Origin of the sequence: Pelagihabitans pacificus, from assembly GCF_009371985.2 — a bacterium.
Classification (GTDB): Bacteria; Bacteroidota; Bacteroidia; order Flavobacteriales; family Flavobacteriaceae; genus Pelagihabitans; species Pelagihabitans pacificus.
In genome coordinates, this window is the sequence record NZ_VIKU02000001.1 from 1,468,508 (window position 1) to 1,486,458 (window position 17,951).

The following is a 17,951-nucleotide window of genomic DNA, read 5'->3' on the forward strand; positions in this document are numbered from 1 at the left end:
TCTCCCGTCACTTGTAAACGTAGTACCATTATTGGTACAACAACCAACCCAGTGGCGAACTGCAAAAGCATTTTTTAGTATCTTAGGGGAAGTATTCCCCCGTCACTAGTTTGAAACAGGAACCAAAAAAGGAATACGATGCTAGTTCTTCTTGATAATGGCCATGGAGCGCTTATAAACCGGAAATATCAAACGGCTGGAAAGCGGAGTCCCGTATGGTCCGATGGCAGCCAACTGTTCGAAGGAGAGTTCAATAGGGCCATCGTAAACGGAATCATACAAAGGCTGACCCAACTAAAAATTGCCTATGTCAACCTCGCCCCTGAATACCGGGATGTACGTTTGGAGACACGGGTAAAAAGGGCTAACGAGTATCCCGTTCGAAGCAGTTTTTATCTTAGTATCCATTCCAATGCGGGCGGTGGCTATGGCTCGGAAATTTTCACCTCGCCAGGCGATACCAAAAGTGATAAAATTGCCACCATTTTTGGACATGCATTTAAAAACGTTTTTCCCGATCGAAAACTGCGCACTGATTTTTCGGACGGTGATTTGGATAAGGAACAACGCTTCTATGTGCTAACCAAGACGAAAATGCCCGCCATCCTCACCGAGAATTTTTTTATGGACAATGAGGAGGAGTGTAAAAACATCCTCATGACCAGGGAAGGCAGGGATAAAGTCATCCAATACCACCTCGATGGGATATTGGAAGTGCAAAAACTACGGTTATAAAATTAACGATATGTTGAAAGCTGTTTGGTCAATGGTCATACTATTGATAATTGGTTCGTGCAAAGAACGCCCCGAAACAACGGAAGAAGCTTCGCAAAAAGAAATTATACAGCCCCATTGGACTCCCGTGGTGTCTGAAGATCAAGGCCAGCCCGTGGCACGGCATGAGGCCGCCTTTGTCCGCGTTAGGGACAAATTCTACCTATTGGGTGGCCGAGATATCCGCCCAGTGAGCATTTATGACACCAAGACCAAGACCTGGTCCCAGGGAGTCGAACCTCCCTTGGAACTACATCATTTTCAGCCCGTTGTGTATGACGACAAAATCCATATAATTGCCGCGATGACCGGTGGTTGGCCCAACGAGACCCCCACCACCCATGTCTATACCTATGACCCATCGACCGACAGTTGGTCGAAAGGTCATAAAATCCCCGAAAACCGCCGTCGCGGGGCGGCTGGTGTAGTCTTGAATGACGGTAAAGTGTACGTTGTCTGCGGAATTAAAAATGGTCATATCGGGGACCATCAAAAATGGCTCGACCGTTACGATCCGACCACAGGGGATTGGGAAACGTTGGCCGATGCCCCCCGTACCCGGGACCACTTTCAAGCGGCGGTAACAGGAGGAAAGCTGTATGCCGTAGCCGGACGCAACACCGGGAGCACCGACGACCCCTTTGGAGGTACCGTCGCCGAGGTGGATGTCTATGATATCGAACAGAATCGCTGGGAAACCTTACCCCACCATCTACCTACCGAGCGGGCCGGGAATGCGGCCATTCTGTTTGATGGGGAACTTGTCGTTGCCGGCGGGGAATCCCCCATCCAGGAAAAAGCCCATAACGAAGTGGAGGCATTGAATCTCAGCACCCATCAATGGCGAAGGTTACCCTCTTTGCTGGAAGGGCGTCATGGTACCGGTTTATTGGAATTCGAGGGAGCGCTCTATATCGCCTCGGGCTGCGGCAATCGTGGTGGGGAACCGGAGTTGGTGACGATGGAAAAATACAGTAACTAGGGTTCCTTTAAAAATCGATGATACTAAAGAACCAATTACCATCAATGGGAGTTCCGGCATTGTCGTAAATCTGTACGGTAAAACTTGACGTAGTTTGATTGGTGACCTCGATGGAGGCCGCCCCGGTATTCAACAAACTCAGCTGTACCACATAGTCGGCCGTACTGGCATTCGTCGTAAAAAATACCCTATAATCGCCCGGCCCCATGCTGTTCACGGCAAGCACGTTAAAAGCTCTGGTAATGCCCCCCTGATTCATTTTACCAGCTGCATGAAACGGACTCCCGGCAGCGGTCGGTGAAATCCAGTCGGTGCCGGTGGCGGTAGCACTCAGCACTTGTCCCGGGGTACCCGCATCCCCATCCGAATCTAAAAAGAGACCATTGCCACCCGCATTCAAATCGGTCAAGGGAACGCTCAAGGTGCCTGCGCCGTCGGTAAGGTTCAAGTTGCCGCTATCGACCTCAAATGTGGTATTTACACCGGTCGCCAAGCTGCTCACATCAATAGTTACCTGATTACTGGCTCCCTCATTGATGATCAAATCGGTACCGACTACGGAACCGTCCGCAATCAATTCGTTGGTAGGGTCTTCGGTTCCCAAATCGGTCAACGGCACACTCAGGGTGCCGCCCCCATCGGTAATGCTCAGGTTACCGCTGGCCACTTCAAAAGTGGTATTGTTACTTCCCGAACCCCCTCCGGCCAGCGAGCTCACATCAATAATTACCTGATTGCTGGCGCCTTCGTTGATGATAAGGTCGTTCCCCACCACGGTACCATCCACGATCAATTCGTCGTTGGGATTGCCGCCCCCACCGAGTATAGGGGTCAGGTCCACTTCGTTTCCTGCCGTCGCCGGATTGGACAATCGGAGCGTGTTGCCGTCCAACGCCAAATCGGTCAGTTCGTTTTGGGCATCCATATCGGTATCCTCCGCCACATGGTCCTCGATGGCATCCGCCGTAGCATCGATTTCATTTTGTAGTCCACTATCGTCGTAAAAAGCACCCCCGTTGTCCACAATGGCATTCCCGGGCACCGTACTGACCCCTCCTGCGCCGCCTTGGGCACAAAGATTGATCCAAGTAGCACCGTTGAACGAATGCACACAACCGATGTCGGTATTATAGACCAAGGACCCTGGTAAAGGACTCAGGGCGTTCATCTGCAGGGTGGTGACCCGGGTGAGTACCAATACGAGTTCGTCGCTTTCGAGCTCCAACAGCGAGCCGCTGTCGATAAGCTGGGGATTCTCCCCGATTTTTACCTGTGCAAGTCCTTCCGATCCGGGCCATAGTAAAAAGCCCAATAGGACCATTGCCAAAGGGAAAGCCGATGTAGTAAAAAAGATGCGACGCATGTGGACAAAAATAGCATTATCTCCCTATATATCTAGGATTGGATACGGTAATTTCGAGGCAGTAAGCAGCTGGAATTGAATGGGCAGGTACCATCCGATCTGTTAAACAGAACGGGAAGTCAGTCTACTCCCTGGCTCGATTTTCTTGATTCGATAATCGTTCCAGTTCCTCCACTCTTGCCTTTAATTCCTGCTGTGCCCGTTCCTGGGCCAATATGTAGAGGGTGAGCTCCTCTATTTTTTCCAAAAGCAATTTGTTCATTTCCCCCAAAAAAATGCCATTTTCGGCCACTTCCGCCGCAGAGGGGATATTGATGAGATGGCCTTTGGTCTTTATATGGGCGGCTACTTGCTCCAAGGTCGGTAGGGGATAGTCTTTTTCAAAGACATAATCGGCCCAACCGGTCTCTACCTTGATTTCCTTTGCGCGAAGATTTCCGTTGACCGCCAATTTCCAAGTGCCCGGGTCGGTAGTCCCGATTCCCACGTTGCCTGCATTGTAATAGGCGTTGTTGTTGGTTAGGTTCCACACGGTACCCGTTCCGCCGGTGGAGGTCGTGGTGACCGTTACCACATTGCTGGGCGCGCTTTCGTTCCCCGCAGCATCCAGGGCGGTTACCGTAAAATCATAGGACGTCGCTTCCGTAAGGCCGGTAGCCGTGTAGGTAAGGAGATTCCCCAAAGAGGACCCGAGCGCCCCATCTATGTACACGTTATAACCGGTCACCCCGGTATTATCGGTGCTGGCCGTCCAGGAAAGTTCGACCGAATTGGGGGTGATGGCCCCGTTGCTGGCCACGGGTGCCGAGGGGGCTTGGGTGTCCGCGGTAGTGCCCGTGGTCACCGTCACCACATTGCTGGGAGCGCTTTCGTTCCCCGCCGCATCCAAGGCGGTTACCGTAAAATCGTAGGAAGTCGCTTCTGTTAGGCCGGTAGCCGTATAGGCGAGGACATTGCCCAGAGTGGACTCGAGTACCCCATCTTTGTATACATTGTAACCGGTGACCCCGATATCATCGGTGCTGGCCGTCCAAGATAGTTCGACCGAACTGGTGGTGATGGCCCCGCTCGTTGCCACCGGTGCCGAAGGGGCTTGGGTGTCCGTAGCGGTTTGTACGAAGGTAATCGAAAACGTGTCTGTGGCAAGCAGCGTTCCCGAACCGGAACCACCGCTAAAATATTGTACCGTAAAGGAAAGGGTACCTTCGGTCGGGGTCCATGCGATGTAATTGCCACTGGTATCCCCTCGGTAGGCGTAGGGGGCCACCCCTTCGGTTCGGGTATAGCCGTCACTGCTAGTGAAGCGTACGCTCCCTACGGCCTGGGGCGGGATGGCATTGATATTGAGATTGCTGCCCACAGCATCGAGAGCATAGGTGGCGCCATCGATAATTTCCAAGATACTGGTATCGGTATCGGCGTTGATCAATTGAAGCACCCCAAAGGTAATGTCCCTGGCGGGCGGTTCGGGAGTGGCTTCCTCAAAAGTTTTGGCAGCGTGGATTATACTGAAAAAGCTACTGAGAAGGAGTGCTAAAAAAAGGGTACACGGTTTTTTCATGGTCGGTTGGTTTTTGGTGAATGATGCCGTTCTTTGGCGTTGTTAAAATATTCAAAAAATAGCAAGCGGTAAAGAAAAAGCCTATTTTTTTGTAAGTTTTATTCGAAGCGGAATCCTCGTGCTCCTTAATGGTGGTAGTATGCAATCCATAGTCTTATGTAGGATGCAGAATGATTAAGATTACGGTTACTTTTACCAGCTATCCGGGGCTTTGCGACGTCATAGAATTCGTAGCGTAGGTCGCTCGACCGTAAACTGTTTATTTACGACGGCGCGAAGTTGCAAACTTCGCACAGCTGGGGTATAGGTACAAGCGTGACGCTTCCGCCAGCGTGGGCTTAATGCTAAAAAAGCCACTTCTCGACAGCATTTAATATCCTTGTTTTTTAGTCGCCGTCATGGCCTACTCGGTACGCCACTGGTCAGAGACTAGCGATAGCGATTATTCTAGCGGCAGCTGGGAACGGTACCAGTTGCAAACTGGCACTAGCGGGGCTCTTCGTTTAGCGAAAGTTTAGAACAACTATCTGGTGAAGGAGGATATATTTTCCCAAGAAAACTATTTATTGTCTTTCCATTCATATTTATGATATTACCACAAAAATCGACGTTGCTAGCGCTCGTCTGTGACGAGTGCCGGTACTAGATTATAAAAAAATATAGCGGCATTGCGGAAGCGATGGTTTTTGTATTTTAAACGAATGAGCAGAAAATACAAATTTCACAATCCAACGGCTCCGTATTTCGTTTCTTTCGCAACGGTATATTGGTTAGATGTATTCACCAGAGAGGTTTACCTGAAGGTGTTGGTCGATAGTATCGAATATTGCCGAAAGCATAAAGGAATGGAACTTTTCGCATATTGCTTTATGCCAAGCCATGTTCACTTCATCTTCCGGGATGTTAATGAAGACCCGACCGGTTTACTTCGTGATTTTAAGAAATATACTTCTAAGAAAATAGTAAAGGCTATTGAAGAAAATCCTCAAGAAAGCAGAAAAGAATGGTTGCTTTGGATGTTCGAAAGAGCAGGGAAGAAAATAGAAAATGTTACAAAATATCAATTTTGGCAGCATCATAACAAACCCATCGAGCTTTGGAGCACCGCGGTCATCAAACAGAAGTTGGATTATATACATAACAATCCCATTGAGGCCGGTTTTGTAACAGCCCCTACCCACTGGAAATATAGCAGTGCAAGAAATATTGCTGAGCAAGATCCTGCTTTTGAGATCGATGCCATTGGGTTTTTGGAATGAGGTAGGATTTCTTATTGGTATGGGCACCCGTCACAGACGGGCGCTTGAGGGGGCTAGCACACATGAGCCCAGCGAGGGGCTCTTCATCTACAGTTTTTCTTACTCGATACGGCACGAGTTGCAAACTCGCGCTAACCTCTATGTTGCTTGGAACGCCGTAGATGCAATGGCAGATGGGAGGATAGGAAAAAGGGGCGCTTGGACGAGAATCTCATTTATGGTAATACGCTCCTTTTATCTGGCATACAAAACCGTCATACAGGTAAACGCCCTAAACCCATTAAAAAAGTAAAAGCCACCTATTGGCAGCTTTCCCTATCGTTCTCTTACTCGGGCTCGGTACCCGTCACAGACGAGCACTAGCGAACACGAGGACTAGCGGGGAACGGTACCAGTTGCAAACTGGCACTAGCGGGGGGGGGGGTGAATTATTTAGATAACTCTTACCAACTTCCACCTATATTATCAATTCCACCACTTATCAACAATTGCTTGCCTTTAGACCTAAGTCTAATAAATCTTTCACAACCATCTTTCTTTTCAAGATAAGAGGTCTTATAAGATGTTATAAAGGCATTGTCTTTTTCTATTCTTCTAATAAACTCTTTATAACTCTGAATATCGGAAATTTCCATTTCAAAAGTATAGCCACATAAAACACTATCCTTAAAAGCAAAGTGGTATAGAACTTTTGATTCTTCGTTCAATTGATTATTCTTTTCAAAATAAGAGAAAACTTCAATTTTACTATTAACCAAACTATTACTATTCCTATTTAATTGTAAAGGTAGAATCTCATTACACAAATCTTTATAAGAAAGCCCTAAGTTGTAATCATTTATCCCAGCATCAGATAACTGCATGTTACAATTATTACCAATAAAAATCTTTATCATAAAAATCATAAAAAATAATCTCATCTCAATGGCTTTAAAAATTCTAAATCTATATAATAAGTGTCTAGATATTCATAGATAAAAATAAAATCCTGATTTTTCAACTTGCTTCTAAGAATTGTACTTTCAATATTTATATGCTTAAAATACTTTTTCTTGCCAGAGTTACAAATCAGTATTGATTGATTTTGTTGTTTATCCCTAAAATTCCATTTGTTATACTTTATAAATTTCAATCCTTCCACATCCCCCGATTCGTAAACGCCAGAGAACTTCGTTTTATCATTTTTAATAATTATACAATCATTTGAATCTACCTTAATCGGGATAGAATTATTCTTAATTCTCTTAATCAATCGAGCTTTACTTATCACAACTTCTGCACTAACCTGTTTAATGAAGAAGTATTGCAATATAAATCCAACCGTGATTATAGATAAAATCAAAAATGGTGCCATATATAGGTGTAAACATTGCCATTAGATTTAACCACCATCCTCACTTTGAAAGGGTTTACTATCTTCCGCATTTATATAAATTCTATGAACGGAAATGTTATCATCTTCGTACTTAATAAGCATTCCGCTATCATGATCCAATTCAAGGTTCTCATCCTTTGCTATTTCGTCCCTTAATTCATCCATGGTTTTGATTTGACCAGTAAGATATTTGGCTAAAACTAGCGAAGGCATTGTGACAACGTCAAAATCCAATTTATAATAACTTTGAACAAATTTGCTAGTATCATATAAACCTTTACTACGAGAAACAGCCAATACTGTATTATTTAACTCATCCGTTATTTTATCAACTTCTTCTTGTGCAGCATCTTCTCCTATTTTTAGAACTATCGAGCCTAAAACTCCAACCCCAAAACTTCCCAATGCAGACCCTGCATAGGTAGCCAAATATGTTGTAACACCCGTTTGCAAAAGACTATTTGCATTAATTTGGCCGCCATTATTTCCAGCTTCTTTTACCAATTGAGCACCATCCCATATATATCCTGCGTTTTCCAAAGTTTTGCCTAAAAGGCTCAAATTTCTACTTCTTAGGGCTTCAATTTGGTTAATTCCTTTTGTTGTGAACTCTTTGTTGCCGAAATTTTGACCGATTATGACATTCTCAGCGATAGTTCCATCAATCAAAGCGATATCTCTTATTACCATTCTAGTTGTTGTATATACCTTTCCGTTACTAGCTTTCAGTTTACCATCTTTCAGTTTTTTGTAAGCAATTGAAAAGGATGCGGCAGTTGCCTTTTCACCTAAAGATTCAGCAGAAAAAATTACTGTAGAAATTAATATTTGATCTCCATCAACTGTTGAAAATAAAGATTTACTCTGATCAGGAGGAGTCATTGCAATTAACTCTTCTCCGCCCTCCAATTCTTTGTATGCTATTACTTTATTACCGCTGAATGTATATGGCGAATAAAATGGATATTTTTTTGACAAAGGGTCAACAGTAAAGAATCTTCCAACTCTAGAATCATACATTCTAAAAGTAAAGTTTACGCTATTCCCTTCCCCTTTTATTTCATCATCTTTCTCTTGCCCCTGAAAGCCGTAACGGTAATCGCTGGAGTTGCCTTTGCGCCCTGGCATCAGCATCCCAAAGGGGTAGTAGTCGTTATAGGCCACCACATCGGGGCTGTAACTCCCGTCTTCGTTTAACTTTCGGTCGGTGACCACGCTCAATACGTTGCCCAAATGGTTGCTCAATTCGTAGCGTTTGTCCCCCACCTGGTTTTCAAATACATCACGGGTGGTACCCGCTTCGGTAATTTCGAGGCGTTTTTGCTCCATCCCCAATCGTGCACTGCCATAGATATGGTGTTCGGTCAAAAACAACCCTTCCTGGGTCACCACATCGCCAAAGTCCTTGATCTCGGCTAAGAAATCGCTGCCCTCCTTTGCGTGGAAATTAGGTCCCAAGGTAATTTCCTGCCCCGCCGATAACCGTAGGGTACCCGTGGCCTCGACGACGTTCTCGCTGGTCGTACTCGTCGTAAATACATTGATATAGTTTAAGGCTTCAAAGACCGCCGATTGGCCGGCACCCACCAAAAGGGCCCCCAAATCCCAGAAGGGCTCTACATCCCCGGTACCGCCCGTACCGGGATTCCCATCCGATTGACTATCGTACACGGCCAATACATTGCCCTGGGCATCCCGTACGTAGAGGGTGGTGGTATTGTCTTCCACCACGGTTTTGGCAATACGGTTGCCCAGGCCGTCGTACTGGAAGGTGATATTGCTCTCGACCCCGGCCACGTTCTTGGTCACGGTACGTACCTTCCCATCGACCCGCCAATCGATATTGGTGATGTTTTCGGCCTCGTCTTTCGTGAGCTGCCCAATGGCGTCGTATTCGTAATTATTGACCCCCTGGGAAGCCAAATCGCCCAGTCCGGCATCGCCAATCCCATCGATGACCCGGTCGAGTTGGTTGGTACGTTCCTGCAACCCGGTCCTTGGGTTCAACTTGGTCTTGTATTCGTAGTTCAGCTGGTCCATCGGGGTATTGCTGATCGCCTCCCGATCGAGCGTCAATAGGTTTCCGTTATTGTCATAGGTATAGTCGGCCGAATAGGTAGTGCCGTTGAGGCCGCCACTGGTCAGATTATTCCCTTGGAAACTCTTGATCCGATTGAGCTGGTCGTAGGTATAATGGTTCATTTGGGAAGCCAGCAGGCTCTCGTCATTGTCGAGCAAACTGGTCACCATTTGTTTGATGTTGCCATTGTACAGGTTGGTGGCACTGCTCGCATTGGCACTGTAGCCAAAGGCATCGACGGTTCCGATGGGCTGATAGTCGTTCTCGTAATAGCCCAACGAATAGCCCATGGCGTCACGGGCTACCTGAGCGCCATCACCGCCCATATCGGCACTAGCCTCCAGACTTTCGGAGTTCACCCCTTTTAGCCAGCCTTGGAGCGTATAGGCGTAGTCCATACCCTGTACTTCCTTATCGCCAATCACGGTGCGTGCCAAGGGTCCGTGGGCATAATAGGCATAGGTGGCATCCTTTTCCCAAATCATACCATCGCTGCTGGTCTCGACTAGGGTAATACGGTTGTCGGCATCATAGGTGTAGCGGTGGGCGAACATATCGGCTTCCCCATTTTGATAGGTCACCTGGTTCACATTGCCGCTGATCAGATCGTATTCGTACAACACCTTTTTCATGCCCGAACGGGGATTGCTGGCATCGATGACCATCAATTTATTGTGCTGTACGAGTTCCTGTACGTTCCCATGGATATCGTAGTGATAGAACATCGCATTGTCGTAGCTCGCCTGATTGGTCGTCGCATCCTGTTGGTCGTAGTAATAGACGGCAGTCACACGATTACGGGAATTGTCCGCCGTATTATTGGTCGCATCGACCGTATCGAAAATTTCCGCAGCGAAGGATACCGGGGTACTATAGGTAGTCTTGGTCACCTCGTACTGCGTGTCGGATACATTTCTTGGAAAAGGGTTCGCGTCATCGGCGGTATCCACATAGGTACCGTCTCCGGAATAACGCAGCTTTCCGGTAGTTTCCTCGATCTCGATAGCCACATAGGGCGCCATTTCCCCGGCCTCCACGATACGGCCCAAAAAGTCGTAGGTGGTATAGCTAAAGCGTCCGGTGCCGGCCTGTTTGGCGTTTTGGGATGCGATAATGCGACCCAAACGGTCGTAGGCAAAACGGGTCTCGCCGCCATCGGGTGTGTACTGCCATACCAACTGGTTCAGGGAGTTGTAGCGGTATTCGGTCTTGAGGTCGTGATCGGGAAGCAAATTCGGGTCCTCGGCCGCCACATCGTTGGCGCGATGGGTATTGATGTCATCGTTGAGGCCCGCGTTCAAGTCGGTTTCCGAAAAGCGGTTCACTCCCTCGGGTGGTACGGTCTGCACCAGATTACCCGCCTGATCGTAGTAGTAGAGCGTGTACTGGTACTCCTTGTCGGCATAGGTCATTGTAAAATTCTCGACCGGCGTGCTCAAGGCATGTTCCAAATAGGCATTGATGAATTCTTCCCGTTTGTTGGCCAGGATGTTGGCGTAGGTATCGTTGGTATAGGCCTCGACAACACTTGCCTTGAACTGCTCGCAATTCGGGGTTGGGGGGTCGACACTCAAGGTGCCAAAATCGACCGGGAAGGGTCGTGGCACACAGATACTTTCATTCCCCGGTTGGCTCAAATAATCGGAGGTATAGGCGGCCCACCCCAAGCGATCGGCTTCGGAGGCCGTATCGACATGGTCTCTATACGCATTGATGATGGACACCATATCGGGATAGCCGTAGTTGAACTCGGTGGCCCCAAAGCGGGCAATGCCCATATATTCCAGATTGGCCACCGCGGTATCGAGCCCCTGAATACTGATAATGTTGTTTTGGGCGTCGCGGGTAAAGGAGACCATTCCGAAGGCCCGGAGGTACTCGGCATAATCGCTCACCAGGTACTGGAAGGAGCTGTTGCAGAAATCGGCTTCGGAAACCACTGCCTCGGACGGCACCTGTACGGCCGACATCAAGTCCACGTAGACGGGATAGGCGTCTGTACAGCTTACCGGATCGGGTACCGGAGGGATACAGAAGGAGGTACTACAGGTTTCACGGGGCGGGGTGAGGGATTTGGAGGCTAGTGAAATTCCCTTTTTCCCGTCAGAGGTGCCTTTTGCTACTCCGTTCAGGCTTATATTGAAAAACTCATCACACAGGAACAATCCTCTTTGGGTAGAAGGTTCGATAATATTCATTACGAAAATTACCCCAGCGGTCTGACAATTACCGGAGGTATCCTCATAAATTATTTTGCCGAAGTTTTCACGCTTGGAATTTACGGAAGTATCGTCAATATCAAATTGTGCTATTCTGCTAATCGTTGCCATTTCGGCAGCTGTGAACGAAGTAAGATTAGCCAGGTCACTGAAAACATAAAGGTCAAAAGAAACGCCGTATGAATTTTGAGGGGAATTTGTAAAATCCCAGCCATAGGCAACACTTAGTAAATTAGGAACTACAGGTGCGTAACGATACCACACAAAATCGGAAGGCACGGGGTCGGTAGTCATACTACTTTGGCCAATGATTACTTTTACTCGTTTCTGTAACTCAAGGCCCGGGTCGGTGAGAAACCCGTTAAAATTGTAATTGGAATTGACCCTTAAGTCTTGCCGAACCGTACTGCTGCTTCCAGTGACCGAAGCGATTGGTATTTCGCTAAAGATATCCTCAAGATAGGTTTCATAAATCTCTTCTTCCGGGTCTGCGGGAAGACAGGCTTGCACTCTGGGATTTGTTGCCAGGATATCGGTACAAATACTTGGCTGTGGGTCTACCGGGTCTAGATCCGAAGATAACAAATCACATATATAGGAATAGTAGATTGAACCGTCTATATAGCCAATTAGTAAGCTTACGTTCTTCCTTGACTTAACCTCGCCGTTATTATCAACATAATCAATTGTCAAAAAAGTTTTAGCGTTGGAATAAAGATCTCCTTTAGTCGCACTTTTTAAAATCTTAACATCCAGAATTTCCGCTATATCAAAAAAGTCAGGCCAGAAGTTGAAATCGAGTAAAATCCTTTTATTAGCCGGATTTCTTCTAGTAAACTGGACATTAACTCCATAGGTCGGTTTACCTTCCGCAGGAAAGGGGTTACTAATAGAATAGCTTGAGAAATCGTTGGGATATTCAAGAGATGGATAGTCTGCATTAATTACCTGACCAACCCGATCTACCAAGTTAAAGTTACCGTAGAAAATGTTATCGAGGAAGGTTTCAGAAACCGGTCTACTTTCATTTTCAGCATCTATCACATCATTGAAGAGCTCTTTGAACAAATCTTCAATGGTGTTTTCGACAATAGCATTCGAACACAAATCGATATCTACATTGTCCAGATCGTCTGGATCCCCTTGAATTGGAAAGTCTATATAAGCACTTAAGATGTCACATTCAAAATTTATTTTTTGGTTCGTATTTTGGCTCGGTACATTAACGACAACCTGATTAATATTTGTGTTGATATTAGATATTACGCCATCTACATTTAATGCGATTTCAAAAGCCGATCTAAAATTACTTGAAGTTTCCGGCTTATAGACTAAATTATCTATCGCATCTAAATTTCTAAAGTTTGGTGGCGGGGAAATGGGAAGATATATCTTATGAATTCGGTCAAAATATATCTCGAAGAAAACTGAGCCAAATCCGAAGTTGATAGCAGCAAATACATGGTCCAGATTTGTGTAGTCAAGCGCCTCATTACACAAATTATTCGGTTTCGAACAGTATGATGCCGTCTGGATTGTTAAGAATTCCTGTAAAAAAGGTGTAAATTCAGGATAGTCTTTTAAACTAATCAAAGTCCCAAGGTTATCCATCGCCCCGTTATTGATTAGAGCATTAAACAAAAGTCTAAATTCATTTGCAAATTGCGTTGCAAGTTCCAAATCTTCAGTTTCACATACAACATCATCTTCCCCTACCAAATCGTTGATATCGTCCTCCGGGCAACATAGGAAGTTGATCAGAGTTTTGTCCGGAATCCCGGCCTGGTTCAAGGTACCGGTAAGGCTTCGTTTGATATTTCCTAAATCCAAATACGTCACCCTCGCATTTTGTTGGGTAATCTGGCCCAAATCGTTGTATTCATAGGTGAGCCCCATACCGGTGTACACCTTGATCCCAGTGGCGGGAAGGTCATCTTCCAAGGTCAAGACCACTCGATCAAGACCGCCGACATTCAGATAATAGATGTTGCCCGGCAAATCGGCCGACCAAGTGGCCGTGCCGTTATTGAAAAAATCGCTCAAATAGCTATCGCTGTATTCGGGAACGCCGTTTAAGGCCACTCCGGACTCATCGATATCACCGGAAGCATACAGGGCGTTCAAAAGACGTACAAAAGCCTCGGAAAAACGGCGTTCTTTATTACAATCGCCCAAAGGCCCCGCACTGCCACCATCACCTAAATATTGCCCTACACTACCATTTTCGGGAGAGATGGTACATCGCGCGATTCGTGCCTGGGTGGTACCCCCAATAATCACCTCCTCATAGGTTGGGTCTGCTAGGCTCGAACGCACCTGCGCTACGGCGGTAAAGGTAAATTGTTCGTTCCCCTGGTCGTAGTCCCCTTTCAAATTGTTCACTTTGGTAATCACCCAGGTGCCATAATTGCTCCACGATTGGGAGCCACTCAATAGGTTTACCGTAATCGGGATTTCCCCGACCCCAAAGCTTAGCGTCAACTGAGTGCCGTTAGGGGTGCTGGTCAGATTGATCGGCGTTGCCTGCGGTAGTTCCCCACCCAAGTCTTGATACAATTCCCTAGTCAGGTACTTTCCGGTAAAAGCCCCGTTTCTGTTGATGCCCTCCGACACAAAATCGATAAAGGCAAATTCCAAAAACACCTGTAGGTCCCTGGCCAACGGACAAACACCGGTCTCCACATAGTATTCATATCCGGTAAGCTCGGCCAAATCGGCCACTACATCGGCGGCATCCTTCCCGGAATCATATAAATTATCGGAAGGCTTAAAGCGCTTCTCCTTACCCACGTACTCGGCACGGATGGGTCCATCGGATTCACAAACCGGGCTCCCTCCCGATGGGATGACCCCTGCCAACGTATTTTTGGTGGTAAACGAATATTCCCCGATAACCGACATGAGATCCACCGGGGCCTCCTCTTCCCCGATACATCCGTTGTAGCAATTAGTACGTTTGGCGTAAATATTTCCAAAGAGCGTCTGAACGGTTTGTTTCAGGTTGATATAGTTTGCCTTGAAAATACCCCAATACTCCTCACGTTCCGCAACCGATAAGCTCGTAGGACTTCCTGATGGACATTCTTCGGAAATACTATTGCACTTGACGATGCTATAGGCATATTCTTCCAAGGTCTTGCCGGTTCCGTTGTAATCGGCCATCATGGCATCCATCAAATCGATACGTAGATCAAAACGGATATCCCCCAAGAGGCTAGGAATCGAAGCTGTAAAGAAGGGGTCGCGGTCCATGATGGTAGTCCCCGTTGCCCAATCCCCGGCATCGACATAGGTTTGGAGCCCACTACGTAGGAATTGGTCGTAGCCATCCGGGTTCATGATACCATTGGCATTGGGAACGGAGTTTGTCATGCTACACAGTGCTTCCGCATATTGGAGGTAGCAGTATTCCGGATGGTACACGATCAATGATTCGGCCCATTCATCTTGCCAGATGCCCGATTTGATAAAGTCGGAGGACAATTCCAGATATTGTGGCTCTACCAAATATTCGTCGGTATCCGTGTTTTGGGTGGCCGGCAGTTTGGGAACATCATCCTGGATAGGTGGGTTGTAACTCATGGTGCCGTCGTCATTCAAGGTTTCCGTTACCCGAACATAACTGATGGTGCCATCCTCATTGTAGTAATGGCCTTCGGTAAATAATTCGGTGCCTGGGGCAAGCCCGTCGTAGACCGGGTGCCGTGGGTTTCTCCAGCTATTAAATAGCCCGCTGTCCGTATCGGTTTCGGCTCCCGAAATCGCGTTGTCTATATTGAAGATATTCAAATAAACGGGTGTGTCGACCTGTACATCCTCACCTCCTTGGGAATTGGGTGTCAGCGTACTTGGATTCGCGCCGTATTGCCCGGTGGGCTTCATATCGTTTAGGAGCATCGTTCTGGCAATTTCACAGGAGGCCGAACCGGCAATCACTTCGGTACTGCTTAGTCCGGTAAGGTCTTCCCCATCCTCACAGGGAGCATTGCAGGCAACGAGGAGTTCGGTCCATTGGGCGGTATAGGTGGCCAACAACCTCGCTTCTTCCTCATCTACCTCCTCCGGGGTCAAAAAAGTCTCCAGGGTGCTAAAATCGTACTCCAGAATTTTTTGCGCGGCGTAGTCTTCCGCACTGGCGTATTGGGCAAAGAGCGCATTCTCACAATCGGCACAAGAGGTAAAACAGCCATCGGTTATCAGCTCCAAAAAGGGCTCTGCAACAGTTGGGTCGATGTAACAGGCATCCCCAGGCGTAGTCAATCTGGTAATATAGTCGTCGGCATAGCCCTCGAGGGTATCCGCGTTTACCACCAGGCTTTTCACAATGCTAAAAGAACCGCGGTCGAGACTTACCGTAAAATTCCCGGCATCAAAATCGGTCCTGTCGACAACGCTGAGTCCGTCCCTGTCGAGTACGTCCAAAAATAAGTCATAGATAACCGGATAATTCAGGGTGCCGTTGGCACATTGATAGCCAAAATCGGTCTGCTGCAAAGAATATGAAAAGGTACGGTCTTCGTCTTCGGGCGCCACTTTGGTGGCAGAAAAAACCAGAGCGTCCGCCAAGGCACCAAAGGTCTGGGTACCTCTTCGTTCGTTGTTGTCGGTAGGGGTATCGGTGGCCCCAACCGTCAATTTCCCCAACAGGTCAGAACTTACTTGCTGGTGGTCGCCGTTGACCTCGTCGTCCAAGGCATCCATAGTATCGGGAGATTTCCCCACTAGGGCAGTGGCAATGGTACGCCCTTGTGGATCGATATAACTAACGCTTACCTGTCGGTTGGGATCGATGACCGTATTCTTTTTGTAGTGCGAGAAGTGGCCCACACTGTAGCCGAAGAGTCGGTTCAGCTCCTTTTGGGTCGGTGTTCCGTAGTCGTATTCCATTTCATGCCGACTTCCTAGCTGGTGCTCGACCCCCACCCCACTTTTTCGGCGTATACGACCTGTGTTGTCCGGCATGTACTCTATCTGCGAGAAGGGATGTTCCCGAGCATCCGGAATCCTATTTTTAAACGGACTATCGATATCGTTGGACGGCGAATAGTACTTGCTGGCCCCATACGCGGTAGACATCCCCTTGGCATCGGTGTAGATATCCAATTTGTTTCTGCTATCCCGGTCAAAATCCTGAAAGCTATAGATACTGTCGTTTTTGTTCACACTGAAGCGATCGAGATAGCCGATGGCATCCTGGGCCACCGGTACCGGTAATACTTCGACCGCTGGGCGGCCTTGGGCATCATAGATGACCTCGCCTACGATTACATTCTCATCGGAATTGATTTTAGTGACTGTCTGCCGATTGCGGAGCGTACCGTCAAAATAACTGACGACCTCCTTCTTTTTCCCGTCTTCGGCATAGGATGCCTGAAACTGCCAATTTTTATCGGTTTGATGGTCCAAACTGGGATCTATCGTATACACATAGGGCATCCAATCGGCAACCGTGAGTTCATTGCCATCACCCCTGCTCCATAAACCAAATTTATATTTCGAAGGGTTCTCTAAATAACGCCCGACGGCCCTCACCCTGTAGATAAGGTATCCTTTGGAATAAATTAGTGGTATTTCGTAATCCGTATCGGTCGTCTGTACTCGCGTGCTGTTCAGTTCATAGTCCCTTTTAGTAAAGGGAATGTCATTCATGGCACGCAAGGGGGTATCGAACGACGCGTCGTAACCGTCAACCCAGGTCCATTCCACATCGTACGAGACTGCACCGGGTACCGGGTCCCACGAAATCCGTACTTCTTGATTGTTAAAAATGGGTAGTACGCCAGGGTTTGGAACAGTTCCTGAAAGTTCGGTATACGTTTCGGCCGAGAATCCAATTTCCAGGACCACATTGGCCGGAACCAAGGAGGAAGTGGAGTTGTCGGAAAGATCGGTATAGACACCTTCTTCCAAAACAACACTGGCTCCATACGCTCCAGAAGCAATATGTTTACTAATGTCTACTGCGGTGCTCCCAGCCCCCGGCGTGTTATTGTTCTCTATGGTGAGTGTAACCTCATAAGGCGAACCATCGTAAGCTCCAGAGGCCGTGGCCGGGGTGACCGTTAACCGTAAGGCGTACGAGTATCGGTCGGATACGGGTATTTCTTGGTCGATAAGCAAACTTACGTAGCCCATTGGACCTGTATTGACCACGCTGGTGCCGTCGAGGTTCGGGGTGACATATTGTAGGGGGGAGGAAGTGCCCACAACCGCCCCGATTTCGGCGGAAGTAAAGGTTGCCTTGTCCTGTGCCTGTAAGATGGACACCAATAGCATACAAATGATGAACAATGCCTTTCCTGGTTGGTTTTTTATAATAGTAAACATTCGCCTTAGGT

At 47.4% G+C, this 17,951-nt stretch carries 8 protein-coding genes; 3 read left to right on the plus strand and 5 right to left on the minus strand.

The genetic code is table 11. The features are described 5' to 3' along the window. Positions 1-138 precede the first annotated feature (138 nt). Together FK220_RS06475 and FK220_RS06480 are read left to right on the plus strand one after the other, a co-directional pair. Positions 139-735: an N-acetylmuramoyl-L-alanine amidase gene (locus FK220_RS06475; RefSeq protein WP_152573434.1), complete on the plus strand. Its 597-nt coding sequence runs from the start codon at positions 139-141 to the stop codon at positions 733-735. A 10-nt stretch (positions 736-745) separates the two neighbouring features. After that, a complete protein-coding gene (locus FK220_RS06480; RefSeq protein WP_152573435.1) occupies positions 746-1,756 on the plus strand; it encodes a Kelch repeat-containing protein in 1,011 nt (336 codons plus the stop codon). A 7-nt stretch (positions 1,757-1,763) separates the two neighbouring features. On the opposite strand, the gene FK220_RS06485 is transcribed toward FK220_RS06480, so the two are convergent. Then, entirely contained in the window at positions 1,764-3,119 is a 1,356-nt protein-coding gene (locus FK220_RS06485) for a hypothetical protein (protein ID WP_152573436.1), read from the minus strand. 124 nt (positions 3,120-3,243) lie between these two features. Then, a complete protein-coding gene (locus FK220_RS06490; protein WP_152573437.1) occupies positions 3,244-4,680 on the minus strand; it encodes a fibronectin type III domain-containing protein in 1,437 nt (478 codons plus the stop codon). 701 nt (positions 4,681-5,381) lie between these two features. Here FK220_RS06490 and FK220_RS06495 point away from each other — a divergent pair. Then, positions 5,382-5,939: an REP-associated tyrosine transposase gene (locus tag FK220_RS06495; RefSeq protein ID WP_152573438.1), complete on the plus strand. Its 558-nt coding sequence runs from the start codon at positions 5,382-5,384 to the stop codon at positions 5,937-5,939. Between the two features lie 443 nt (positions 5,940-6,382). Here the strand turns inward: FK220_RS06495 and FK220_RS06500 are convergent, their stop codons facing one another. From FK220_RS06500 to FK220_RS06510, 3 genes are read right to left on the minus strand one after another with little or no spacing between them, the layout of a single operon-like run. Continuing rightward, positions 6,383-6,859 carry a hypothetical protein gene (locus FK220_RS06500; protein ID WP_152573439.1) on the minus strand — a complete coding sequence of 159 codons (477 nt, stop codon included), beginning with the start codon at positions 6,857-6,859 and terminating at the stop codon, positions 6,383-6,385. Then, positions 6,856-7,293: a hypothetical protein gene (locus FK220_RS06505; protein ID WP_152573440.1), complete on the minus strand. Its 438-nt coding sequence runs from the start codon at positions 7,291-7,293 to the stop codon at positions 6,856-6,858. Before FK220_RS06505 ends, FK220_RS06500 begins: the two co-directional genes overlap by 4 nt. A 27-nt stretch (positions 7,294-7,320) precedes the next feature. Further along, the gene (locus tag FK220_RS06510) at positions 7,321-17,940 is read right to left on the minus strand and encodes a DUF6443 domain-containing protein (protein ID WP_152573441.1); all 10,620 of its coding nucleotides are present in this window, start codon (positions 17,938-17,940) and stop codon (positions 7,321-7,323) included. Positions 17,941-17,951: the final 11 nt, after the last annotated feature.

Bases quoted from the DNA above. Each gene is read 5' to 3' on its own strand.
- FK220_RS06475 (WP_152573434.1), top strand. From the start codon at position 139: ATGCTAGTTCTTCTTGATAATGGCCATGGAGCGCTTATAAACCGGAAA.
- FK220_RS06480 (WP_152573435.1), top strand. From the start codon at position 746: ATGTTGAAAGCTGTTTGGTCAATGGTCATACTATTGATAATTGGTTCG.
- FK220_RS06485 (WP_152573436.1), bottom strand. From the start codon at position 3,119: ATGCGTCGCATCTTTTTTACTACATCGGCTTTCCCTTTGGCAATGGTC.
- FK220_RS06490 (WP_152573437.1), bottom strand. From the start codon at position 4,680: ATGAAAAAACCGTGTACCCTTTTTTTAGCACTCCTTCTCAGTAGCTTT.
- FK220_RS06495 (WP_152573438.1), top strand. From the start codon at position 5,382: ATGAGCAGAAAATACAAATTTCACAATCCAACGGCTCCGTATTTCGTT.
- FK220_RS06500 (WP_152573439.1), bottom strand. From the start codon at position 6,859: ATGAGATTATTTTTTATGATTTTTATGATAAAGATTTTTATTGGTAAT.
- FK220_RS06505 (WP_152573440.1), bottom strand. From the start codon at position 7,293: ATGGCACCATTTTTGATTTTATCTATAATCACGGTTGGATTTATATTG.
- FK220_RS06510 (WP_152573441.1), bottom strand. From the start codon at position 17,940: ATGTTTACTATTATAAAAAACCAACCAGGAAAGGCATTGTTCATCATT.